The sequence below is a fragment of the Streptomyces sp. NPDC090088 genome (genome assembly GCF_044747345.1).
Classification (GTDB): Bacteria; Actinomycetota; Actinomycetes; order Streptomycetales; family Streptomycetaceae; genus Streptomyces.
Genome location: NZ_JBIVDZ010000009.1, coordinates 492,017 through 512,644, shown reverse-complemented (window position 1 = coordinate 512,644; position 20,628 = coordinate 492,017). Strand labels below are relative to the sequence as shown.

At 70.8% G+C, this 20,628-nt stretch carries 15 protein-coding genes; 4 read left to right on the top strand and 11 right to left on the bottom strand.

Annotated elements, in window-relative coordinates; translation table 11 throughout:
• Positions 1 to 49 precede the first annotated feature (49 nt).
• Positions 50 to 1,159, bottom strand: coding sequence for a DUF5925 domain-containing protein (locus ACIPSJ_RS39185; protein ID WP_393537688.1), 1,110 nt, complete (start codon positions 1,157 to 1,159; stop codon positions 50 to 52).
• A gap of 186 nt (positions 1,160 to 1,345) precedes the next feature.
• Here ACIPSJ_RS39185 and ACIPSJ_RS39180 point away from each other — a divergent pair, with 186 nt between their 5' ends.
• Positions 1,346 to 2,770, top strand: coding sequence for a xylan 1,4-beta-xylosidase (locus tag ACIPSJ_RS39180; protein WP_401353000.1), 1,425 nt, complete (start codon positions 1,346 to 1,348; stop codon positions 2,768 to 2,770).
• Between the two features lie 19 nt (positions 2,771 to 2,789).
• Here the strand turns inward: ACIPSJ_RS39180 and ACIPSJ_RS39175 are convergent, their stop codons facing one another.
• From ACIPSJ_RS39175 to ACIPSJ_RS39150, 6 genes are all read right to left on the bottom strand, one after another.
• Positions 2,790 to 6,638: a lipopolysaccharide biosynthesis protein gene (locus ACIPSJ_RS39175; protein WP_401352998.1), complete on the bottom strand. Its 3,849-nt coding sequence runs from the start codon at positions 6,636 to 6,638 to the stop codon at positions 2,790 to 2,792.
• Positions 6,631 to 7,431, bottom strand: a complete 801-nt coding sequence (locus ACIPSJ_RS39170) for a polysaccharide deacetylase family protein (protein WP_401352996.1) — start codon at positions 7,429 to 7,431, stop codon at positions 6,631 to 6,633. The genes ACIPSJ_RS39175 and ACIPSJ_RS39170 overlap by 8 nt, the downstream gene beginning before the upstream one ends.
• Positions 7,424 to 8,470: a glycosyltransferase family 2 protein gene (locus tag ACIPSJ_RS39165; protein ID WP_401352994.1), complete on the bottom strand. Its 1,047-nt coding sequence runs from the start codon at positions 8,468 to 8,470 to the stop codon at positions 7,424 to 7,426. Before ACIPSJ_RS39165 ends, ACIPSJ_RS39170 begins: the two co-directional genes overlap by 8 nt.
• Positions 8,467 to 9,288: a glycosyltransferase family 2 protein gene (locus ACIPSJ_RS39160; protein ID WP_355717703.1), complete on the bottom strand. Its 822-nt coding sequence runs from the start codon at positions 9,286 to 9,288 to the stop codon at positions 8,467 to 8,469. Before ACIPSJ_RS39160 ends, ACIPSJ_RS39165 begins: the two co-directional genes overlap by 4 nt.
• A 402-nt stretch (positions 9,289 to 9,690) precedes the next feature.
• Positions 9,691 to 10,194 (bottom strand): hypothetical protein, encoded by a 504-nt coding sequence (locus ACIPSJ_RS39155; RefSeq protein WP_401352992.1) that lies wholly within the window; start codon positions 10,192 to 10,194, stop codon positions 9,691 to 9,693.
• Between the two features lie 87 nt (positions 10,195 to 10,281).
• On the bottom strand, positions 10,282 to 11,490 hold the full coding sequence (locus ACIPSJ_RS39150) for a S8 family peptidase (protein ID WP_359208960.1): 1,209 nt from the start codon (positions 11,488 to 11,490) through the stop codon (positions 10,282 to 10,284).
• Positions 11,491 to 11,817: 327 nt separating this feature from the next.
• Between ACIPSJ_RS39150 and ACIPSJ_RS39145 the strand changes: the two genes are divergently transcribed.
• On the top strand, positions 11,818 to 12,618 hold the full coding sequence (locus ACIPSJ_RS39145) for an SGNH/GDSL hydrolase family protein (RefSeq protein ID WP_359208963.1): 801 nt from the start codon (positions 11,818 to 11,820) through the stop codon (positions 12,616 to 12,618).
• 11 nt (positions 12,619 to 12,629) lie between these two features.
• Here the strand turns inward: ACIPSJ_RS39145 and ACIPSJ_RS39140 are convergent, their stop codons facing one another.
• The 4 genes from ACIPSJ_RS39140 to ACIPSJ_RS39125 form a co-directional block, all read right to left on the bottom strand.
• On the bottom strand, positions 12,630 to 14,219 hold the full coding sequence (locus ACIPSJ_RS39140; RefSeq protein ID WP_401352990.1) for a serine/threonine-protein kinase: 1,590 nt from the start codon (positions 14,217 to 14,219) through the stop codon (positions 12,630 to 12,632).
• 44 nt (positions 14,220 to 14,263) lie between these two features.
• Positions 14,264 to 15,946, bottom strand: coding sequence for a nickel transporter (locus ACIPSJ_RS39135; protein ID WP_401352988.1), 1,683 nt, complete (start codon positions 15,944 to 15,946; stop codon positions 14,264 to 14,266).
• A complete protein-coding gene (locus ACIPSJ_RS39130) occupies positions 15,943 to 17,352 on the bottom strand; it encodes a tetratricopeptide repeat protein (RefSeq protein WP_359208971.1) in 1,410 nt (469 codons plus the stop codon). Before ACIPSJ_RS39130 ends, ACIPSJ_RS39135 begins: the two co-directional genes overlap by 4 nt.
• A gap of 143 nt (positions 17,353 to 17,495) precedes the next feature.
• On the bottom strand, positions 17,496 to 19,025 hold the full coding sequence (locus ACIPSJ_RS39125) for a DUF4331 domain-containing protein (RefSeq protein WP_359208974.1): 1,530 nt from the start codon (positions 19,023 to 19,025) through the stop codon (positions 17,496 to 17,498).
• Between the two features lie 207 nt (positions 19,026 to 19,232).
• Between ACIPSJ_RS39125 and ACIPSJ_RS39120 the strand changes: the two genes are divergently transcribed.
• Together ACIPSJ_RS39120 and ACIPSJ_RS39115 are read left to right on the top strand one after the other, a co-directional pair.
• Positions 19,233 to 19,775: a sigma-70 family RNA polymerase sigma factor gene (locus ACIPSJ_RS39120; RefSeq protein ID WP_355717721.1), complete on the top strand. Its 543-nt coding sequence runs from the start codon at positions 19,233 to 19,235 to the stop codon at positions 19,773 to 19,775.
• The gene (locus ACIPSJ_RS39115; protein WP_401352985.1) at positions 19,772 to 20,575 is read left to right on the top strand and encodes an anti-sigma factor domain-containing protein; all 804 of its coding nucleotides are present in this window, start codon (positions 19,772 to 19,774) and stop codon (positions 20,573 to 20,575) included. The genes ACIPSJ_RS39120 and ACIPSJ_RS39115 overlap by 4 nt, the downstream gene beginning before the upstream one ends.
• The last annotated feature ends 53 nt before the right edge of the window (positions 20,576 to 20,628 follow it).

Sequence of the window (20,628 nt, the reverse complement as noted above, 5' to 3'; positions counted from 1 at the left end):
AAAGCACCATCGAAGCATGATCGAGGCACCGTCAAGGCGCTGCCGGGAGTTACAGGTACAGCCCCGCGTCCGCGCCCTCCCGGGCCCCCGGCACCGCCGTCGGCGACGAGCCCCGGCGCAGGGCGTACAGCTCCGCCAGGGTCGCCCCCTCGCGGCCCACGGCATCCTCCCGGTCGGCGGCCTCCCCGCCGAGCCAGTTCACCGCCTCGCGGCGGGTCAGCGGGCCCACCTCGATCCGGGCCAGGCAGCGGCCGGGGCGGACGACGGCGGGGTGCAGCCGCTCCAGGTCCTCGTTGGTGGTGACGCCGACCAGGACGTTGCGGCCCTGGCCGAGCAGACCGTCGGTGAGATTGAGCAGCCGCGACAGCGCCTGCCCTGCCGTGTGCTTGGCCTCGCCGCGGATCAGCTCGTCGCAGTCCTCCAGCAGCAGGAGCCGCCAGCGGCCCTTGCCGGCGCCGTCCTCCTCGCCGATCGCGATGTCCATCAGATAGCCGACGTCGGAGAAGAGCCGTTCCGGGTCGAGGACGCAGTCCACCTGGCACCAGTCCCGCCAGGACCGGGCGAGCGTGCGCAGGGCGGAGGTCTTGCCGGTGCCCGGCGGGCCGTGCAGCAGCAGGAGCCGGCCGGCGATGTCCTCCGGGGTCGTCTTCATCAGCCGGTCCATCGCGTCCGCCACCGGGGCCGTGTAGTTGGCGCGCACCTCGTCCCAGGTGCCGGCGGAGATCTGCCGGGTGGTGCGGTGCGGACCGCGGCGCGGGGAGACGTACCAGAACCCCATGGTCACGTTCTCCGGCTGGGGTTCCGGCTCGTCCGCCGCGCCGTCCGTCGCCTCGTTCAGCACCTTCGAGGCCAGCTCGGCGGTGGTCGCGGTGACGGTGACGTCCGCGCCCCGGTTCCAGCGGGAGACCAGGAGCGTCCACCCGTCGCCCTCCGCCAGGGTCGCGCTGCGGTCGTCGTCGCGGGCCACCCGCAGCACCCGCGCCTCCTTCGGCAGCAGGGTCGCCCCGGAGCGCACCCGGTCGATGTTGGCCGCGTGCGAGTACGGCTGCTCGCCCGTCGCGAAGCGGCCGAGGAACAGCGCGTCGACGACGTCGGACGGAGAGTCGGAGTCGTCGACGTTGAGCCGGATCGGCAGCGTCTCGTGCGGCTTGGCAGACATGTCGCCATGATCCGTCACCGGCGCCCGCAGCGCACCCGTTTTCCGAAGTGGGCGGGGAGTGTCGGGTGTGCGCCGAGCTTCCGGAGTATCCGGAGTGCCCCCCCGGGTCCTGCCCGGTCCTGTTACACAGCTGTCGATCCCCGATACCTCCCCCCGGGGCGATTTCCGCCATTAATGTTGTCCTTGATGGGACGTCATGAGTGGAATTCGGGGGCTCGGCGGTGGCGGCTCACCGCCCTGCTCGGTGTGGGCGTGGCCGCTCTCGCCCTGATCGTGACACTGGTCAACACGCTGCCCGGGGGAGGTGGCGGTACCGCGGGCACGACCCGCGACGGCGACAAGGTGCACGGCACCCCCGCCACCCCGCCGGACGCCACCGAACCGTATGTGGGCTGGGGCTTCACCCACACCCAGTACAGCGCGGACGAGGGCAGCGCCACGGCCACCAAGCGGGTCGAGGACCTGCTGGCCGGGGACGCCGGGCTGCCGCAGGACCAGGCCGTCATGGGCTGGGGAGCCGACAACCCCGAGCCGGTGAAGGGGCGTTACGACTTCGGCGCACTGGACCGCCGCGTCGACTTCATGCGCGCGTCCGGCGGCACCCCGGTGATCACCCTGTGCTGCTCGCCGGACTGGATGAAGGGCGGCAGGGCCGGGGTGGACAACACCGACTGGAGCCAGGCCGCCCTGGAGACCGCGCCCACCCCCGACCACTACCAGGACTACGCGAACCTCGCCGCGACCGTCGCCAGGCGCTACCCGGACGTACGGCACTTCATCGTCTGGAACGAGTTCAAGGGCTTCTGGAACAACGCCAAGGGCCGCTGGGACTACGAGGGCTACACCGAGCTGTACAACCTCGTCTACAAGGCGTTGAAGGCGGTGAACAAGGACATCCAGGTCGGCGGGCCGTATCTCGTCATGGACAGCTTCGACCCGCGCCAGACCGAGAACGCCTCCGCCACCCTCAAGGGCGACTGGGGCGTCATGGATCAGCGGGTGATCGACGCCTTCGACTACTGGAACACCCACAAGGCGGGCGCCGACTTCGTGGTCGTCGACGGGTCCAGCTACACCAACGACGACGACCTGCTGCCGAACGAGTTCGCGGCCACGGACAAGCTGACGTACGTCAGCGAGTGGGTGCGCAAGCAGACCCACGACCTGCCGCTGTGGTGGGCCGAGTACTACGTGGAGCCCGCCGACGGCAACGACGAGCGGGACGGCTGGACCGAGGCGCACCGGGTCGCCGTCCAGGCCACCGGGATGATCGCCCTGGTCGAGGGCGGCGCCGACTCCGGCTTCTACTGGAACCCGGAGGACGAGAAGGGCGGCGACTGCCCCGGCTGTCTGTGGTCGACGACCGACAGCGGGGACGGCGGGCAGCCACTGCCCATGTACGACCTGGTGTCCAGGTTCGGGAAGGCGTTCCCGCCGGGGACGACGTACGAGACGGTGTCCGTCGCCAAGGACGACGTGCCAGGCGTCCGGGTCCTCGCGAGCGACAGGACGGTCCTGGTGGTCAACACCCTCGACCGGGCGATCAGCGCACAGGTGGACGGGAAACGCTTCGACATGAAGGCCTACGAGGTCAAGTGGCTCACCAGGTGAGCCACTTGACCTCGTAGCGCTACTTCAGCGTCAGGAACCGCTGCGCCAGCGACGCCAGCAGCACCGCGAGCAGGGGCAGCGAGAACCAGAAACTGCCCTGCAGCCACCGCAGCTGGCGCACCCCCGGCCGGACCGCGACCCGGACCACCTCGCGGGCCGTCAGCAGCAGGACCAGCGCCAGCGCGGCGAGACCGCCGACCACCGACCACGGCGTCCAGGTGACCCGCGGCCCGATCGGCCCCGGATCCGGCTCGGCCACCGCACCCGCCGGCCGCGTACGCAGCGTGTACATGGTCACGTCGTCGTTGACCAGGACCTTCGTCAGGTCCTGCCGGTTGTCCAGGTTCTGGATCAGCCGGCTCTCCCAGGTCGCCGAGTAGCCGGCGTCCATCTGGAGATAGACGACCTGACTCCGGTTGATCATCAGATACGAGTTCGGGCCGGCGTCCTTGAGCGCCTTGACCAGGCTCGACACCAGCACCGGGTCGGTCGGTGCGAGCGTCGGCACATAGTCGACCCGCTCCATGTCCTTCGCGCCCCACGGGATCGCCGGGGTCACGTCGTTGACCGTGTCGTTGCTCAGCCACAGCAGCCGTACCGTCGGCTTGTCGTGGGCGTAGACGTAGTCCATCGCGGCGACCTCGCCGGGCCGTACCCGCTCGAAGGACTCGTTGCCCCAACGGGCCACCAGGAAGCCGCCCATGAGCAGCAGGCCCGCCAGCAGCGCGGCCACCGGGGCCAGACTGACCCGGTCCTTCTCGCGTTCCTTCGACGTGGCCCCGGTGCGCGGGAACAGGGCGAGGGCGGCGAGCAGGGCCGCGCCCGGCACGGCGAACATGAAGACGCGCAGCGCCATCTCGCCGCCGTACGACTGCATGCCGAAGCCCAGGAACGGGACGAAGGTCAGGACCAGCAGGGACCGCTCGCGGTACTTGTGGAAGCGGCGCCGCCACCAGCCCCAGACCGCGAACGCCATCATCCCGCCGGCCAGCAGGACCCGGACGTAAAGGACCAGCTTGTGGGTCGAACTGCCGCCCTGGATACGGCCGGAGACGGACGTGGAGACATTGCTGCCGACGCCGCCGACCCCACCGAACAGCTCGTTGAAGTGACCGGACCAGTACGGCTCGGCCATGAAGCCCAGCCAGACCGCCGCGACCACCCCGAACAGGAGCGGCAGGCCGCGCAGTTCGGACCGGCCGATCAGGACCAGGGCCGCCAGCACGCCCAGCATCACGAACGGGGTGAGCTGGTGCGCCGGGACGGTCGCCGCGTACAGGCCGATCAACACCATGAGCAGCACGGCCTGCTGGCGGCGGTTCGTCGGTTCGACCTCCGCCTCGCCGGGGCGGAACCTCGTCCAGATGACGTGCGGGGCGCGGAACCAGACAAGGAGGATCGCCACGAACATCAGATAGAGCAGATAGGTGAAGCCCTGCGGGGAGAAGTAGTCCTGGCCGACCCAGCCGCACAGCACGAAGATCCAGACACCGGTCCACTTCGCCCGCCAGCTCGCCCGCAGCGACCGTACGAGCAGGAACATCGGTGCCAGATAGGCCAGTTGGATGAAGGTCGGCCACCAGCGGATGACCTCGGTGTAGTCCGTGACCCCGCAGGCCCGGCCGATGAAGGCGGCCGCCGCGAAGAAGCCCGGCCAGCTCCAGCGGGCGTCCAGGTCGGGTACGGCCGAGCCGGTGCGGTCGATGTAGTCGATGAACCCGAGGTGCTGCCAGGCGGTCGGGAAGCGCGGTTCCGTCTCGATCACGGCGGGCAGGGCGTGCAGCGACACGACCGTCGCCAGCAACGTGACCAGCAGCAGCGCCTTGTGCTCCCGGCGCAGCCACAGCAGCGCGGCGAACACCGTGATCAGCAGCGCCGCCCCGACGAGCGTCGGCAGCGGCAGCACCGAGATCAGCCCCAGCCCGCCCATCCGGTCCAGGTCGGCGTCGTCCAGCCGGGCCGCCGGCACCCAGTACAGCAACAGGGCGGCGACCAGGAGACAGCCGAGCACGACGCCCGGCCGGGTGGGCGTCAGCCGCTCCCGCAGTGAGCGCGCGGGCACGGACTCCTCCGGAGCCTCAGCCTCGGCGGGCGCCTCCGGAGCTTCCGGCTCCTCTGCTACGACGGCCTCCCCGAACGGCGCGTCGACCTCCGCCTCCTTCAGCAGCGATGCCTCGGCCGGACCGAGCGAGGCCTCCGCCCCCGGCTCACGCTCCTCCACCGGCAGCCCCAGGTTCCGCGGCGGGCGCAGCGCCCACGTCGGACGGTCCCCCGGTCGTACAACGGGCGTACCCGTGGGCGGAGTTCCCGGCCCCGGCCGGACGTCCGGGCGGCGCTCCACGTGGTCGAAGTCGACATGGATACCGAGGGCGAGGGTGTCGGAGTCCAGCGCCCAGGCCGGGCCCCGCCTTCGGGAGGCGGCGGGCGGGACCATGGGGGTCCCCCCGCTCGAGCGAAGCCGAGAGTGGGGGAGGGTGCCCAGGTCGGCCAGGTCGCCGTCCGGTGCCGCGTCCTCCGGGATCTCGGCCGGGGCCGCCCGGAGCGTCTTCCACAGCCGGGGTGCCGCGATCGTCACGATCACCGCGAGGCTGGAGATCTCGGCCACGCCCGCGCCGGTCAGCCCCATCCGGGGCAGGAGCAGCAGGGTCAGGCCGAGGACCAGCAGGCACAACAGCCCTTGCAGCCAGGCCAGTCCGGCGGTGCGGCTCTGCGCGCGCAGCACCGCGAAGTAGGTCTCCATCACGACCCGGAGCAGCGCGCCGATCGCGAACCAGCGCAGCAGCGGGGTCGCCGCGTCCGCGTAGCCGGGGCCGAACACACCGAGGATCCAGGGCGCCCCGAAGAACAGCAGCGCACAGATGGGGATCATGATCCGGGCCATCCGCTTCAGCGCCGCCCGGGTGTTGGCGGCCAGCCGCGCCGGGTCGTGCGAGCCCTCGACGGTCAGCGAGGCGCCCATGTTGATGGCGAGCAGGTTGGTGGTGCCGCCTATCGTGGTGGTGATGTAGAAGTACGCGTTGTCCTCGGAGCTGACCTGCGAGGCGATGATGACCGGGATCAGGTAGACCACGGCGAGGGAGAACAGCGAGCCGGTGTAGTCGCCGGCCAGGAACCTGCCGATCTCCTTCAGCGTGGGCGGTTTCGCGTGGTCCTCGGTCGCCTTGATGTGCCGGGGCACCAGCCGCCGGAACACCAGCCAGCCCAGCGGCACCACCGAGGTGGCGATCGCCGCGACCCAGGAGACGAAGACACCGGCCACCGGGACCGCCGCCGCGAAGGCGACAAGGAGCGCCAGCTTGACCGCCGAGAACACGGTGTTGCCGACCGGCACCCAGGGCGCGTTGCGCAGCCCGGTCAGCACCCCGTCCTGCAGCGTGAGCAGGTTCCAGGCGATGACCGCGACGACGAACCCCAGCCCGGGGAGCGGCCCGTGCAGGAAGCGGTACGACGGCCCCCACACGCCCAGCGTCATCAGGAAGACCCCGGCCGCCAGCGCCACGATCAGCGAACTGCCCGCGTAGGTACGGAAGATGAGCCGCCCGGTGCTCCGGCCCGCCACCGGGATGAAGCGGGCCAGCGCGCCGGTCAGGGTGACCGCGGTCAGGCCGGCCAGGAGCTTCATCGCGGCGATGGCGGCGGAACCCTGGCCGACCGCGGACTCCGAGTAGTAGCGGGCCGCGGCGAGCCAGAAGCCCAGGCCCAGCACGGCGGAGATGCCCGTGTTGAGCATCAGCGCGTAGGCGTTCCGGAAGAGGGGACTGCCGCCGGACGAGCCGCTCCGTCCGGGCAGGCGAAGACGGCGCCCCGGCTGCTCGGGCGCCGACGTCTCGGTTTTCGCGGCCTCGGTTGTGGTGGTCGTGTCAGACACGGGAACGGCTGGCCTTCCAACGGACCTGGCGGGCTCTGCGGACAACGGCGTACCCCTTGGTGAGGGCACGGTCCCTGGCGAAGGTGCGGGCGATCGCGCGGCCTTCGAGCAGCCGCGTGAACTCCTCGGCGCCCGTGGCGCGCCGCACGGTGACCCGTCGCAGCGCGTACGGTCCCTGACGGCGGCGGGCGAGAGCGTTGCCGACGGCGAGCGCCTGGGCATACCCGGCCGACCGGACGGCCTGCCGGACCCGGCGGCTGGAGTAGCCGTACGGGTAGGCGAACGAGGCCGGTCCGGCGCCCAGTTCCCCCGCGACTATCTCCGTGCTGCGCGCCAGTTCCTCGCGCAGCCCGTCGTCGGTCAGCTGGTCGAGCTGCGGGTGGGTGTGGCTGTGCCCGCCGATCTCGCAGCCGGCGTCCGCGAGTTCGCGTACCTGGTCCCAGTCGAGCATGGCGTCCAGGCCGCCTCCGGTGTCGTACGCGCCCCTGATCCAGCCCGTGGAGACGAACAGGGTGGACGCGAAACCGTGTTTGGCGAGGACGGGCAGGGCGTGCCGGTGCACGCCCTCGTAGCCGTCGTCGAAGGTGATCAGGACGGGCCGGCGGGGGAGCGGGCCCGCCGAGCGCCAGCTCGCCGCCAGTTCGGCCGTGCTGACCGGGGTCAGGCCCAGGTCGCCGATGAGCGCCATCTGCTCGGCGAACGCCTCCGGCGCCACCGACAGCACGCGGGTGGCGTCATTGGGCGAGGTGGCGACCGAGTGGTACATGAGGATCGGCACCGGTGCCTCAGCCATCGGATCCCCCCTGGACCTCAGCCATCGGATCCCTCTGGATCTCAGCCATCGGATCCCCCTGGATCTCGGCGACGGAGAAGGCCGCCCCGCCCCGCCGCGCCCGTACGCTCCCCACCACATAGCCGCCGGCCGCCGTCAGCACCCCGGCGACGATCGCGCCGGCCCGGCCCGCGCCGCCCGGCCGGGCCAGCAGTGCGTCCCGCAGGCCACGAGCGACCCCCGCGGGCAGCACACGCGTGGTGTACCGGCGTTCGGACTCCAGTCCCTTGCCGGCGCCCACGCTCCGGGCGACCAGGGCCTTGGAGAGGCCCTCGGCGTAGGCGCGGGTGCGGAAGTAGCCGAAGTGCTCCCGGACCTCGGGGACCCGGTGGTGGATCACCGCGCGGTCGTCGATGAGCAGCACCGCGTCCGGGCGGGCCCGGGTGAGGCGGATGCACAGCTCCGTCTCCTCGCAGCCCAGCGGGCGCTTGTCGCCGTCGCGGCCGATGCCGGTGGCGAAGCCGCCCGCCGCGTCGAAGGCCGTACGCCGGAAAGAAGCGTTTCCCCCGAGGACGTTCCGGACCCGCACGCGGCCCGCCGGGAGCCCCTTGTAGGTGCAGCCGACGACCCAGTCGAACTCCTCCGGGAACCAGTCGGGACGGCGGCCCGAGGCCCAGACGGGCATGGTCCGGCCGCCGACCGCCATCACCTTCGGGTCGGCGTACCCCTCCGCGAAGCGGCGCAGCCAGTCCCGTTCGGCCACGGCGTCGTCGTCGAGGAAGGCGATCACCTCGCCGTAGGAGGCTGCGATGCCCGTGTTGCGGCCGGCGGACAGGCCGCGGGGACCCGCGTTGGCGAGCACCCGCACCGCGGTGCCCTCGGCGGTCTCCTTGTACTCCTTCGTGAGCCGTTCCAGCAGCGCCGGGTTGTGGTCGACGACCAGCAGGGTCTCCAGCGCCGGGTACGACTGGGCGCGCACCGAGGAGACCGCCGCGAGGATGTCCTCCCAGCGGTCCTCGGTGTAGACGCAGATCACGACGGAGAGGTCGGGATCGCTCAAGACGACTCTCCCTGGCCCGGGGTGAGCATCGGGGAGTGCCGCACCTGCCGGCGCAGGTCACGCCGGTTGGAGCGCTCCTTGAGGATCACCTTGAGCACCCGCAGGCCGTCGCGTACGGCGCGCAGGTTGCTGGTGCCGTGGATGCGGAGGTACTCGTAGCTCGGTATCTCCTGCACCTTCAGGCCCGCCTTGACGACCCGGATGTTGATCAGGGTCTCGATCTCGAAGCCGGTGCAGTCGAGGTCGATCTTGTCGAGGCAGTGCCGCCAGAACGCGTTGTATCCGTAGCAGAGGTCGGTGTAGCGGGCGCCGAACTTGCGGTTGACGACCGTGCACAGCGCCCAGTTGCCGAGCTTGCGGATGAAGGTCATGTCGTCCGTGCCGCCGCCGTTGGCGAAGCGCGAGCCCTTGGCGAAGTCGGCGCCCGAGACCAGCGCGGAGACGTACGAGACGATCTCGTGGCCGTCGGCCGAGCCGTCGGCGTCCACCATGACGATGATGTCGCCGCTGCACGCCTCGAACCCGGTGATCAGGGCGTCCCCCTTGCCCCTGCCACTCTGTTCGACGACTTTCACTTCCGGCCACAACTCCCGCGCGACTTCCACGGTGTTGTCGGTGGAATTTCCGTCCACAAGAACCACTTCGTGTATCCAGCCCGGAAGTGTCTTGAAGACGTAGGGGAGATTCTCCGCCTCATTCATGGCGGGGATCACCACGCTCACCGGCGGTGTGATCGCCAGGTGAGAGGAGATCGGCCGGTATTCGGCTGCCATTAAGGGATCTTGGCCCGCAGTCGGCGGGCGCAGAACAGAACTCATGAGTCTTGTCCCTCTCGTCCGGTGGACCGCCCGCCCCTGGGCGGCCCGGCTTGGTATCCGGTTCGAAAGGGGGGTTCTCACCCGTGGCACGGAAGACTGATCTCCGTACCCGCAGGTGAGCTGGCAAAGCTGGCCGGTCTGCCGGAAAACGGCAGCCGGTCGCGCGGCACGACTCGGAAACGACAGTGGTCATACGCATTGCGGTCACCGAGCACGGCACCCCCCTACCGCGCCCCGCCCGGAACATCGCGGTCCTTGAGCCCTCCCCTAGAGCCGCGTAGTGACGATCCGATGCGGGTGAGATGTACGACGGTATTGACGATTGGACCAGTATGGCAAGTCCTGGAACTGGGCCTCACGTTTTTGTTGGTTTGGCCGTTACACAACTTTGGCCGACCTTGTTCATTGCCTCGAACGAATTTTCCTGATCCGTTCGAGAATTCGCTCCACTGGTCGCATTCGCACCAGCAGAAGCAGCAGCAGGCTGATCGCGGTCACCGCGACGATTCCGCCGCGCCAGGACCAGCGGTGGGTGGCGATCATGCCCTGGGCCACCAGCATGTCCAGGGAGACGGCACCCGCGAGTGCGGTCAGCACACGCGCGAACGGATCGAGTCCGCGCAGCGCCAGTCCGATCGCCGCGGCCGGCGCGGCGAGCAGGAAGAACAGCGTGAGGAGTCCGCGCAACGGTGAGCCCGAGTCGGTGAGCGCGAGCAGCGCGCCGGTCCCGGCGACGGCCGTCGCGGCTCCAGCGAGCAGTGGCCCCAGGTCCCTCCCCGGTCCCGGCCGTGCCCGTTCCTCCGCTGTTGATGATGTCTTGAGCCGTATGGTCTGCATGGCCGACTTTGCCCCCCAAGGCGTCGGATGCCGGGCTTCAATGTCGCGCAGACGAACGGGAGGCGTCAAGCGGGTCTCCGGACATGACCGTTCCCCGGAGACACCTGGTGCCTCCGGGGAACAAGTCGTTCGATTTCAGCCCGTACCGCGGACCGTTTACGACACGATCTTCAGGAGCTTGTTCGGCGAGCCGGTGCCCACGCTGGTGAGCACGTTGGACGTCGCTCCGTTCACGAGCGCCGTGGCCACCTGGGCCGGGGTGGAGGAGGTGTGGCCCGCGAGGTACACGGCGGCCGCGCCCGCCACGTGCGGGGTGGCCATGGAGGTGCCCGACAGGGTGGCGGTGGCGGTGTCGCTGGTGTTGTAGCCCGCCAGGATCGAGGAGCCGGGCGCGAAGATGTCCAGGACCGAGCCGTAGTTGGAGTAGCTGGCCTTGGCGTCGGAACTGGTGGTGGCGCCGACGGTGATCGCGGTCGAGACCCGGGCAGGGGAGTACGAGGAGGCGTTGGCGCTGCTGTTGCCCGCCGCGATCGCGTAGGTCACCCCACTGGCTATGGAGTTGGCGACCGCGGTGTCGAGCGAGGTGGAGGCCGAGCCGCCGAGCGACATGTTGGCGACCGCCGGGGTGGTGTGGTTCGAGGTCACCCAGTCGATGCCCGCGATGACTCCGGCCGTGGTGCCCGAACCGCTGTTGTCCAGCACCCGCACCGCCACGATGCTGGCCTTCTTCGCCACGCCGTAGGTCGTACCGGCGATGGTGGTCGCCACATGGGTGCCGTGCCCGTTGCCGTCGGAGGCGGTGGTGTCGCCGTCGACCGCGTCATAGCCGTAGGACGCACGGCCGCTGATCTGGGTGTGGGTGATGCGCACACCGGTGTCGATCACATAGACCGTCACCCCACTGCCCGCGGTGTCCGGGTAGGTGTAGGTGCCGGACAGCGGCAGGCTCGCCTGGTCGATGCGGTCCAGGCCCCAGGGGGCGCTGGACTGGGTGGTGTCGGTGAGCCGGACCGTCTGGTCCTGCTCGACCGTGGCCACCGCCGGGTCGGCGGCGAGTCTCGCGGCCTGGCTCGCCGAGAGCTTGGCCGAGTAGCCGTTCAGCACCTTGCCGAAGGTCTTCTTGACCGCGCCGCCGTACTCCTTGACCAGGCCCTTGCCCTGCGTCGAGGAGGCCTTGAAGCCCGCGCTGTTCTTGAGGGTGACGATGTAGCTGCCCTTGACGGCCGTGGGGGAGCCGGCGTGCAGCACCTTGCCGGTGGCGGGTGCGGCCTGGGCGGGGAGTGCGGTGAGTCCGCCGACGAGGGCGGCGGCCGCCGCGGTCGTGACGGCGGCGAACCGCAGCTTCTGGGTACGCAGATGTGCCATTACGAGGGTTTCCTCCTCCAGGCGGCGCGCGTCCGGGTCAGGCGCGCGCATGTGGGGGTGTGCGCGCGGCTTCGCGCACACGGCCCAGGAGCGTCGCGTTCCGCTCACGGACCGAGTAAAGAATCGGTTTTCCCGAGGCAAAGAACAAGGGAGTTGACGACCTGTCACAGGGCTGTCATGGACACGTAATCAAACGCATCGAGAACGCACAGGATCGGTCCGGTAAGGGCTGATTGAGGCCCTGAAAAGTTTTGGCATGGACACTTCCCGTCAACACGCGTAGTTGGTACGAAAGTTGTGGCAGAGATCCTGCTAAAGGGAGGTTCCATGAGACGTTCCCGAATTACGGCATACGTGACTTCACTCCTCCTCGCCACCGGCCTCGCCCTCACCGGGGCGGCCGCGACGGAAGCGCAGGCCGCGACCGGGGGCTATGTGGCGCTCGGCGACTCGTACTCCTCCGGCGTCGGCGCCGGCAGCTACATCAGCTCAAGTGGCAGCTGCGACCGCAGCACCAACGCCTACCCGTACCTGTGGAACGCGGCCCACAGCCCGTCCTCGTTCTCGTTCCTCGCCTGTTCGGGCGCCACCACCGACGACGTGCTCTCCGGCCAGCTCGGCTCGCTCAGCTCCTCGACCGCCCTGGTCTCGATCACCATCGGCGGCAACGACGCGGGCTTCGCCGACGTCATGACGACCTGTGTGCTCAGCTCCGACAGCACCTGCCTGTCCCGGATCAGCACCGCCGAGGCGTACGTCGACTCCACGCTCCCCGGCAAGCTCGACGACGTCTACGACGCGATCACCGCCAAGGCCCCCAACGCCAAGGTGGTCGTCCTCGGCTACCCCCGCTTCTACAAACTGGGCACCACCTGCCTCGGCCTCTCCGCGACCAAGCGCTCCGCCATCAACAACGCCGCCGACTACATCGACACCGCGATCGCCAAGCGCGCCGCCGACCACGGGTTCGTCTTCGGCGACGTCCGCACCACGTTCACCGGCCACGAGATCTGCTCCGGCAGCTCCTGGCTGCACAGCGTCAACTGGCTGGACATCGGCGAGTCGTACCACCCCACCGCGGCCGGCCACTCCGGCGGCTACCTGCCGGTCATGACCAGCAACGCGTGACCTTCGGTACGTCAGTACGAGCTTGACGGCGAAGGCGAGGCGGAGGCCCCGTCGGTCGGGGTCTCCGTCGCTCCGGTGCAGGTCACCGAGAACGACACCGAGTTGGACGTGGTCTTCACCGGGCTGCGCACCTCGACCGCGATCGCGTCGTTCAGCGTCCCGCTGTCGGACCAGGTCGTCACGGTCACCCTGGTCTGCTGGGACTTCCCGCCGCCGTCCGGGAAGGACAGCGTCTTCCAGCCCTGGTCGTCGAGCTTCCCGTCCTTCAGCACCCACCGGTACTGCACGTCCACCGGCACGCTCCCGACCGTGAACGTCGCCGTGAACGAGGGCGCCTGCGCGCTCGACGGCGGACAGCTGCCCGAGTAGTCGGTGCGGGACCCGGCCACACTGACCTTCACGCTCTGCGCGGGCTCGCTGCTCGCCGACGCGGACGCCGACTCCTCCTTGGTGCTGCTGCTCCGACTGGGCGCCGGGGAACTGAGGTTGCTGGCCGACGTGCTGGGCCCGGCGTTGTTGCCGTCCCCGCCGCCGTTGTCGCGGTTGAGCAGGGCGTACGTCAGCCCGCCGAGCGCGAGGGCGACCAGCACCAGACCGATGAGCAGGACGGTGCCGGCGCTGCGGTTGGAGCTCCGGTCGGCGGCGGGCGGCCAGGAGTCCGCCGGGGTGGGCAGCGGGGGCGTGGGGGAGGAGGGCGGCCGGGGCCGGTGGGCGACCAGGGTCGGCGCCTCGTTCGGTGCCGGGACCGGCACGGTGACGGCCGTGTGCGGGGTGCCCCCGGCCGCGACCAGCCGCAGGTCCCGCTCGGCCTGGTCGGCGGGGGTCCGCTCGGCCGGGTCCTTGCGGAGCAGCCCCTCGATGACCGGGCCCAGCGGTCCGGCCCGGTACGGCGGCGGCAACTCCTCGTCCACCACCGCGCGCAGGGTGCTCAGCGGGGTGTCGTGCCGGAACGGGGAGGCGCCCTCGACCGCCGCGTACAGCAGCACGCCGAGCGACCACAGATCGGACTCCGGGCCGAACGCGCGCCCCAGCGCCCGCTCCGGGGCGAGGAACTCGGGCGAGCCGATCACCTCGCCGGTCATGGTCAGCGCGGAGCTGCCCTCGACCGTGGCGATCCCGAAGTCGGTGAGCACCACCCGGCCGTCGTTCGACAGCAGTACGTTGCCCGGCTTCACGTCCCGGTGCAGCACCCCGGCGGAGTGCGCGGCCCGCAGTGCGGACAGCACCTCGGCGCCGATGCCCGCGGCCCGCTGCGGGGACATCGGCCCCTCCGCGTCCAGCACGTCGGCCAGGGACACCCCGGGGATCAACTCCATGACGATCCAGGGCCGTCCGCCCTCCATCGCCACGTCGTACACGGTCACCACGTTGCGGTTGGCGACCCGGGCCGCGGCCCAGGCCTCGCGCTCCAGCCGGGCGTACATCCGCTCGACGTCGGGGCCGGGCAGTCCGGCCGGCGCCCGCACCTCCTTGACGGCGACCTCGCGGCCCAGCACCTCGTCACGGGCCCGCCACACGGTGCCCATGCCGCCCTCGCCCAGCGGGGACAGCAGTCGGTAGCGGCCCGCGATCACTCGCTCACGGCCCGGCTCTTCGGTCACGGGTGCCCCCCACGGCATCTCGCGTTATTCATCACAAACGTAACTCAAAGGAGTGCGGATGCGGCCCCCTTGAGCACCAGTCCGGCGCCCAGGGCCACGACCACGAGCGCCGAGGCGAGCGGGACGGTCCTGCGGACCAGGGCGGCCGTGGGGTGGGCGGTCCAGCGCGGGCGTTTGTCCATCACCCGGGTCATTCCCGTACCCAGCTTGACGACGGCGAACCCGGCGGCGGTCAGGGTGAGCGCGAGACCCACGCCGTAGGCGACTACGAGGAGCAGCCCGAACCAGGCCTGCCCGAGGGCGGCGGCGCCGACGAGGACCACGATGGCGGAGGGGCTGGGCACCAGGCCACCGGCGAAGCCGAGGAGGATCGTGCCGCGCAGGGTCGGGGCGGTGCTGTGCGTGTGCGTGAACCCGCCGTGGGAGTGGGTGTGCCCGTGGTCGTGGTCATGTGTGTGGTCGTGGTCGTGGTCGTGGTCATGGCCGTGGTCGTGCGTGTGGCCGTGGCCATCACCGTGGTCGTGGGTGTGTCCGTGATCGTGACCGTGATCGTGGTTGTGCTCGGCTGAGTGAGCGTGGCCGTGGCCGTGCGGGTGCGCCGTGCCGACCAGGGCCAGTTGGCGGTCCTCGGTCTCCGCGTGGTCGTGGTCGTGATCGTGCGCGTGGTCGTGTCCGTGGTGGTGGGCCTGCTGGGGGATCCGGTTCTGCCAGGCCCGGCGGGTCAGGTTCACGCCCGCGGCGAGGACCATGAGCCCGCTCGCGATGCCCAGCCAGGCGATCACCGACGGAGTCGCCGCGGAGCCGGCCGTCACCAGGATGCCGAGGGCCACCACGCCCAGGGTGTGGGTGACCGTCACGGACGCGGCCAGCGGGAGGACGTCGCGGAGGCGGGCGCGGCCGCCGCGGGCCGCCGCCGTCGCCGCCATCAGGGTCTTGCCGTGGCCCGGGGCGAGGGCGTGCATCGCGCCCAGGGCGATCGCGATGAGCAGCGCGAGCGTGGCGAAGCCGAAGGTGAGGTGGTTGCGGGCGACCAGGTCGGTGAGGGCCTGGGTCCAGCGGTCGATGCCGCGGGGGAGGATCGCGGCGCCCGGGGTGTCCTGGCGCTCGGCGGTGAGGGCCGGGCCGCCCGGCCGGACGTGCACGGCGGCGGTGGTGACGTCGGCCGGGGAGGACAGCAGGTCCTTGGGGTAGCTGGTCAGTTCGTGCGAGACGGACGTCTTCGGCACGTCCGTCCTCGTGAGCGTCATCCGGTCGCCGCGCGCCGTGATCTCCCGCCAGCCGGGGCCGGTGGTGGTGCCCTCGCTGTGGAAGGTGAGGGTGGCCGCGGTGCTCCTGGGGAACGGCGCGGTGAAGCGGCACTCGACCCGCAGGGTGTTCAACCCGGCCTGGCCGGGGCGGAGTTCGGCGTGGCTGGCGGTGACGGTCAGCGGGGTCGCCGTGCCGTCGACGGTGAGCTTGCTGCCCCCGGCCGCGGTCGCGCAGCGCCGCTCGGCCCACCTGGCCGTGCCCAGCCGCTTCAGATCGGGCTTGGCCTGGGTCGCCGGGATCTCGGCGAGATCCTCGACGTGGTCGACGCGGAGCTGCCCGGGGGCGGCGACGAGACCGTCGTACCGGTTGACGGTGAAGTTGCCCAGCGGGTGTGCGCTCGCGGCCGCGGCCGGGAGGAGGGTGAGGGCGCAGGCCGCCGTGAGGACGGCGGCCGCGGCGGCGGGGCGGCGGAGGTTCACTTCGAGGCCTCCAGCGCCTTGCGGGCCGCGCGGGCGCCCAGCGGGGAGAAGCCGGGGTTGAGCTTGAGGGCCTTGGTGAGGGCGGCGCGGCCGGCCGCCTTCTGCCCGTTGGCCAGCTCGATGATGCCGAGGTGGTAGCTGAAGGAGGCGTTGCGGTAGCCGGTGGCGGAGGCCTGCCGGGCGTACGGCAGCGCCTCCTTGTCCTTGCCGTTGACGTGCAGGGCCCAGGCCAGCGCGTCCGCCGTGTGCACGGTGTGCCGGCGGGCCCACTCGGCGCGGGCGGCCTTCAGCGCCTCGGCCTTGTCGCCGTGGTCGGCGGCGGCGAGGGCGGTGTCGAGGTCGGCGTTGACGCCGTTGGCGCGGGCGAGCGCGATCCAGGCCTCGACGAGCGCGTACTGGTCCTCGGCCTTCGCCTTGTCGCCCTCGGCGCCCCGGTCCTCGTACAGCTCACCGAGTTCGACGAGCGGCTGGGGCAGCGGATAGCGGGAGACGACCAGTTCCATGCCCTTGATGGCGTCGGCCCGGTCGCCGGTCGCCGCCTGGGCGCGGGCGCGGCCCTCCAGCGCGGGGAGGTAGTTCTCGTCGGCGGTCAGGGCGCGGGCGTAGTAGTCCAGCGCGCTCTTGTAGTCGCCCTGGTTCCAGGCCAGCAGGCCGAGCTGCGCGGACACGTAGGCGATGTCGCCCTTCGACGTGGCCGTGGCCAGCGCCTGCCGCAGCACCTGCCGGGCGGTCTTCACGTCGCCCCGCAGCTCCCGGACGTACGCGTACCGCGTGAACACCGGGACGCCCGGCTTGCGCCGGTCGGCCAGGTCGGCCGCCTTCGCCGCGTCGTCGTAGCGGCCGAGCTCGACCAGGGCGTCGATACGGGAGGACAGGGCGTCCGCGCTGTACGGGTTCTGCTTGAGGGCCTGGTCCGCGTAGGTGAGTGCCTGCGCGAACTCGTGCCGGGCGGCGGCGAGCGCGGCCTCACCGGCCAGCGCCTGGTCGTTGCCCGGGGTGATCTGCAGCGCCCGCTTCAGGGACTTCTCGGCCTGCGGGTAGCGGGACGGGTCGCCCTTGGTGCGGGCCTGCTCGACATAGGCGAGCCCGAGGGTCGCCCAGCTGTCGGAGTCCTTGGGCTGGGTACGGAGATGGGCCTGGAGAGAGGCGATGCTCGCGTCGAGGCTGCCGCTCGCGAGCAGCCCGGGCGACACGGCACTGGACGAGGCCATCGGCGCCGTACCGCTGTTCCCGGACGCCCCGAAGGCGATCGCCCCGCCGGTCAACGCGATGGCCAGCAGTGCGGCGGAACCGGCGAGCTGGGCCCGGCGCCAGTTGCGCCCCGCGGCGGCGAACCGGCGCAGGGCGGTGACCCGCTCGTCGTCCTTGGCCTCTGTGGGCTGCTTCTCGTTCGTACCCGGGGCCATGCCCTCTCCTAGGTAGATGCCGCATGGGGCGGCGCGGCCCGCTGCCGTGGGGGATTGGGTGGGAGCGGGCCGCGCCAGTTCGTGACGTGGGGGGATGTGGTGATGGGGGGAATCCGACGTCCTGGTGACGTCCTGCCGGCGTCCTAGTAAGGACGCTGCATCCGGCGCCGCCACCAGCCGAACGCCGTGCCGATCAGCAGCACACCGGCCGCGCCCGCGGCCGCCGATCCGGCGATCAGCGTCGTGTTGCTGCCGTTGGAGCCGGACAGGGTGTCACCCAGCGCGCTCTTCGTGGTGCTTCCGCTGCCGGTGCCCTTGGCGAGCGCGCCGCGCGAACCGGACGTCGGCTCGGCCACGTACGGGAAGTACTTCTCGAAGCTCTTGTCGTTCTTGTCGACCGCGTCGCCCAGGTCGTTCTTGGAGCCGACCAGTTCGCCCTCGACGACTTGCAGCGCCTCGTCGATCACGTCGTCGGTGAGCCGACGCCCGTTCGGGAAGCCCGCGTTGTCGCCGTCCAGCACACCGAGCCGCTTCGGCTTGGCCGTCGGCTTGATGGACGTGTTCAGCCGGAGCATCTCCGACGGCGTCGCGTACGGCTGCAGCGTGTTGAGGCCCTTGACGCCCGTGAGGAACACGCTGACGAGGTCGTTGCGGGGCTCGGACGGCGCCTTGATGTTGTAGATCGCCTCGATGAGCTTCGGCAGCTCCGGGTTGGTGACGTTCTTCAGGAACTGCGCGTCGTCCTTGGGCTCGGACGCGTTGAACTTGTCCTTGTCCTTCTGCGGGTTGACGACCTCGTTGACCAGCGGGTTGCCGAGGCGCGAGACCTGCGCGTAGTAGCCCTGCGCGTTCTTGCGCTGGGTCGTCGCGTAGATGCCGACGGTCGGACGGCTCTTCGACTGCCGGATCAGGTCGTTCGGCACCTGCAGGGCGATGGTGTTGACGTTGTAGCCCTTGAGGGTGTCCCGGCCGACCTCGCTGAGGTTGCCGCCGTACAGCAGGTCGAAGACGCGCAGGTCGGCGAAGAACGGGTCGTCGGCCTGGCCGGCGAAGGTGGCGCCGCCGTTGGACGTCTTGTAGATGGCCTGGGAACGCAGCTTCGCGTAGTCCGGCATCGACGCCTTGCCGACGTCCGACGGGGCCGCCGGGATGCCGCTGGCGATCCGTGTCGTGTACTGCTTCTTGCCGTTCTTGAGCTTGATCAGATCGAGGTTGTACGACTGCGTGACGTTCAGGTCCGGGTCGTTCAGGCTGTCGACCACGCCCGTGTTGTAGAGGAACGTCTTCTTGTTCTTGATCTGGGTCTTGAAGGTGTAACGGAAGATCAGGTCGTCCTTCGCGTCACCGTTGTTGTCGATATGGATGTCGTACTGGGCGTCATCCGCGAACTGGTAGAAGTTCGGGCCGCCCGCCGGCTCCTCGAAGGGGATGTAGTCCGACACGATCGTCGTCGTGTCGGGCTTGTCCGGGCTCACGAACGCGTACAGGTCCGTGTTGTCGTACTGGGGGGTGCCGGAGATAAGGGGGGCTTCCCGGTGGGAGGAGGCAGCGGCCACCCCCGGTTCCAGCGCGGCGACGCTGGCGGCTGTGATCCCGCCGGTGGCCAGTGCCCCACAGATGAGGGTGACAAGGCCCTTGCGCCCCGCACCGCTCCTGGAGATTAGAGGTGTCATGCCGTCCGTCCCTCGGTCCCAACTTGCTTGACGGACGGGTATACGGAGCAGGAGGGCCGTTTGGATTGGTCGGAAGAAAAAAATCTTTTCTTCCTGCTCGACCCGCGTTTTTGCCTTCCGCTTACGTACTTCTGCCGGAGGTGCGTCCAGTTGCGAATGCCGGGTGCGGGAGGACGGGCCGGGTGCGGCCACAGAAGGGGGGACGGGGTGGAGGCGGACGAACTGCTGGTGCTCGTCGCGGGCGGCGACCAGAAGGCGTTCGAGGACCTCTACGGACTGGTGTCCGGGCCGGTGTTCGGGCTCGTCCGGCGGGTGGTCCGCGATCCCGCCCAGTCCGAGGAGGTCAGCCAGGAGGTGCTGCTCGAACTCTGGCGCTCCGCACCCAAGTTCGACCCCGGCCGGGGCAGCGCCCTCTCCTGGATCCTCACCCTCGCCCACCGCCGCGCCGTCGACCGGGTGCGCAGCGCCCGCGCGGCCGGCGAACGCGAGCAGCGCGAGGCGATCCGGGCCGGCGAACCGGCCTTCGACCAGGTCGCCGAGGAGGTCGAGGCCGGCCTGGAGCGCGAATGGGTGCGCCGCTGCCTGGACCGGCTCACCGCCCTGCAGCGCCAGTCCGTCACCCTCGCCTACTACGACGGCTACACGTACCGTGAGGTGGCCGAGCGGCTGAAGCTGCCGCTGGGTACGGTCAAGACGCGGATGCGCGACGGACTCACCCGGCTGCGCGAGTGCCTGGGAGGTGTCGCATGAGCCTGGTCGGCCGTCTGCTGCACCGCGAGGATCTGCACTCCCTGGCCGCGCCGTACGCCCTGGACGCCCTGGAGCCCGGCGAGCGGCGCCGCTTCGAGAAGCACCTCAAGGACTGCGACCGGTGCGCCGCCGAGGTCCGGGAGCTGACCGAGGACGCGGTACGGCTCGCCTGGTCCACGGCCGCCCTGCCGCCCCTCACGATGCGCAACCGGGTGCTGGCCGCCGTCCGCGCCACCCCGCAGGAGCCGGCCCCCGGCCAGGAGCGCGTCCTCAACCTGCCGCCGCACGTCTGGGGCGCCCAGCCCCCGCCGCAGCGCCGCCGGCCGCGCCCCCTGTTCGTGCCGTTCGCCACCGCCACCGCGGCCGCCGCGCTGGTCGTCGCCTCGCTCTTCGCGGTGCAGGCCGACCGGACGAAGGATCAGCTCGACGCCGAGCGGGCCCAGTCGCGTGAGATCGCCCACGTTCTGGCCGCGCCCGACGCGCTCGCGACCAGTGCCAAGGACGCCGAGGGCCGAAGTATCGGAGCGGTGGCCTCCGCATCCGAGGGCCAGGCCGTCGTCACCCTCAGCGGGTACGGGACCCCGTCCGACGGCCGGGTGCACCAGCTCTGGCTCATGCGCCCCCATGTGCAACCGCGCTCCCTCGGGCTTTTCAAGGCCGACACGCCACTGATCGCCAAGGGTCTGGGCAAGTCCGCGACGTCACTCGCGGTGACCGTCGAGCCCGCCGGGGGGTCGGCGCAGCCCACCAGCCAGCCGGTTGTCCAACTCGCCCTGAAATCAGTTGGATTCGGAGAGTAATCAAACAAGCGTTGTCAACACCCTTGCGGGGAAGGTGAATCCTGTGACCGCGA

Bases quoted from the DNA above. Each gene is read 5' to 3' on its own strand.
- ACIPSJ_RS39185 (WP_393537688.1), bottom strand. From the start codon at position 1,159: ATGTCTGCCAAGCCGCACGAGACGCTGCCGATCCGGCTCAACGTCGAC.
- ACIPSJ_RS39180 (WP_401353000.1), top strand. From the start codon at position 1,346: ATGGGACGTCATGAGTGGAATTCGGGGGCTCGGCGGTGGCGGCTCACC.
- ACIPSJ_RS39170 (WP_401352996.1), bottom strand. From the start codon at position 7,431: ATGGCTGAGGCACCGGTGCCGATCCTCATGTACCACTCGGTCGCCACC.
- ACIPSJ_RS39160 (WP_355717703.1), bottom strand. From the start codon at position 9,288: ATGAGTTCTGTTCTGCGCCCGCCGACTGCGGGCCAAGATCCCTTAATG.
- ACIPSJ_RS39150 (WP_359208960.1), bottom strand. From the start codon at position 11,490: ATGGCACATCTGCGTACCCAGAAGCTGCGGTTCGCCGCCGTCACGACC.
- ACIPSJ_RS39145 (WP_359208963.1), top strand. From the start codon at position 11,818: ATGAGACGTTCCCGAATTACGGCATACGTGACTTCACTCCTCCTCGCC.
- ACIPSJ_RS39130 (WP_359208971.1), bottom strand. From the start codon at position 17,352: ATGGCCCCGGGTACGAACGAGAAGCAGCCCACAGAGGCCAAGGACGAC.
- ACIPSJ_RS39125 (WP_359208974.1), bottom strand. From the start codon at position 19,025: ATGACACCTCTAATCTCCAGGAGCGGTGCGGGGCGCAAGGGCCTTGTC.
- ACIPSJ_RS39115 (WP_401352985.1), top strand. From the start codon at position 19,772: ATGAGCCTGGTCGGCCGTCTGCTGCACCGCGAGGATCTGCACTCCCTG.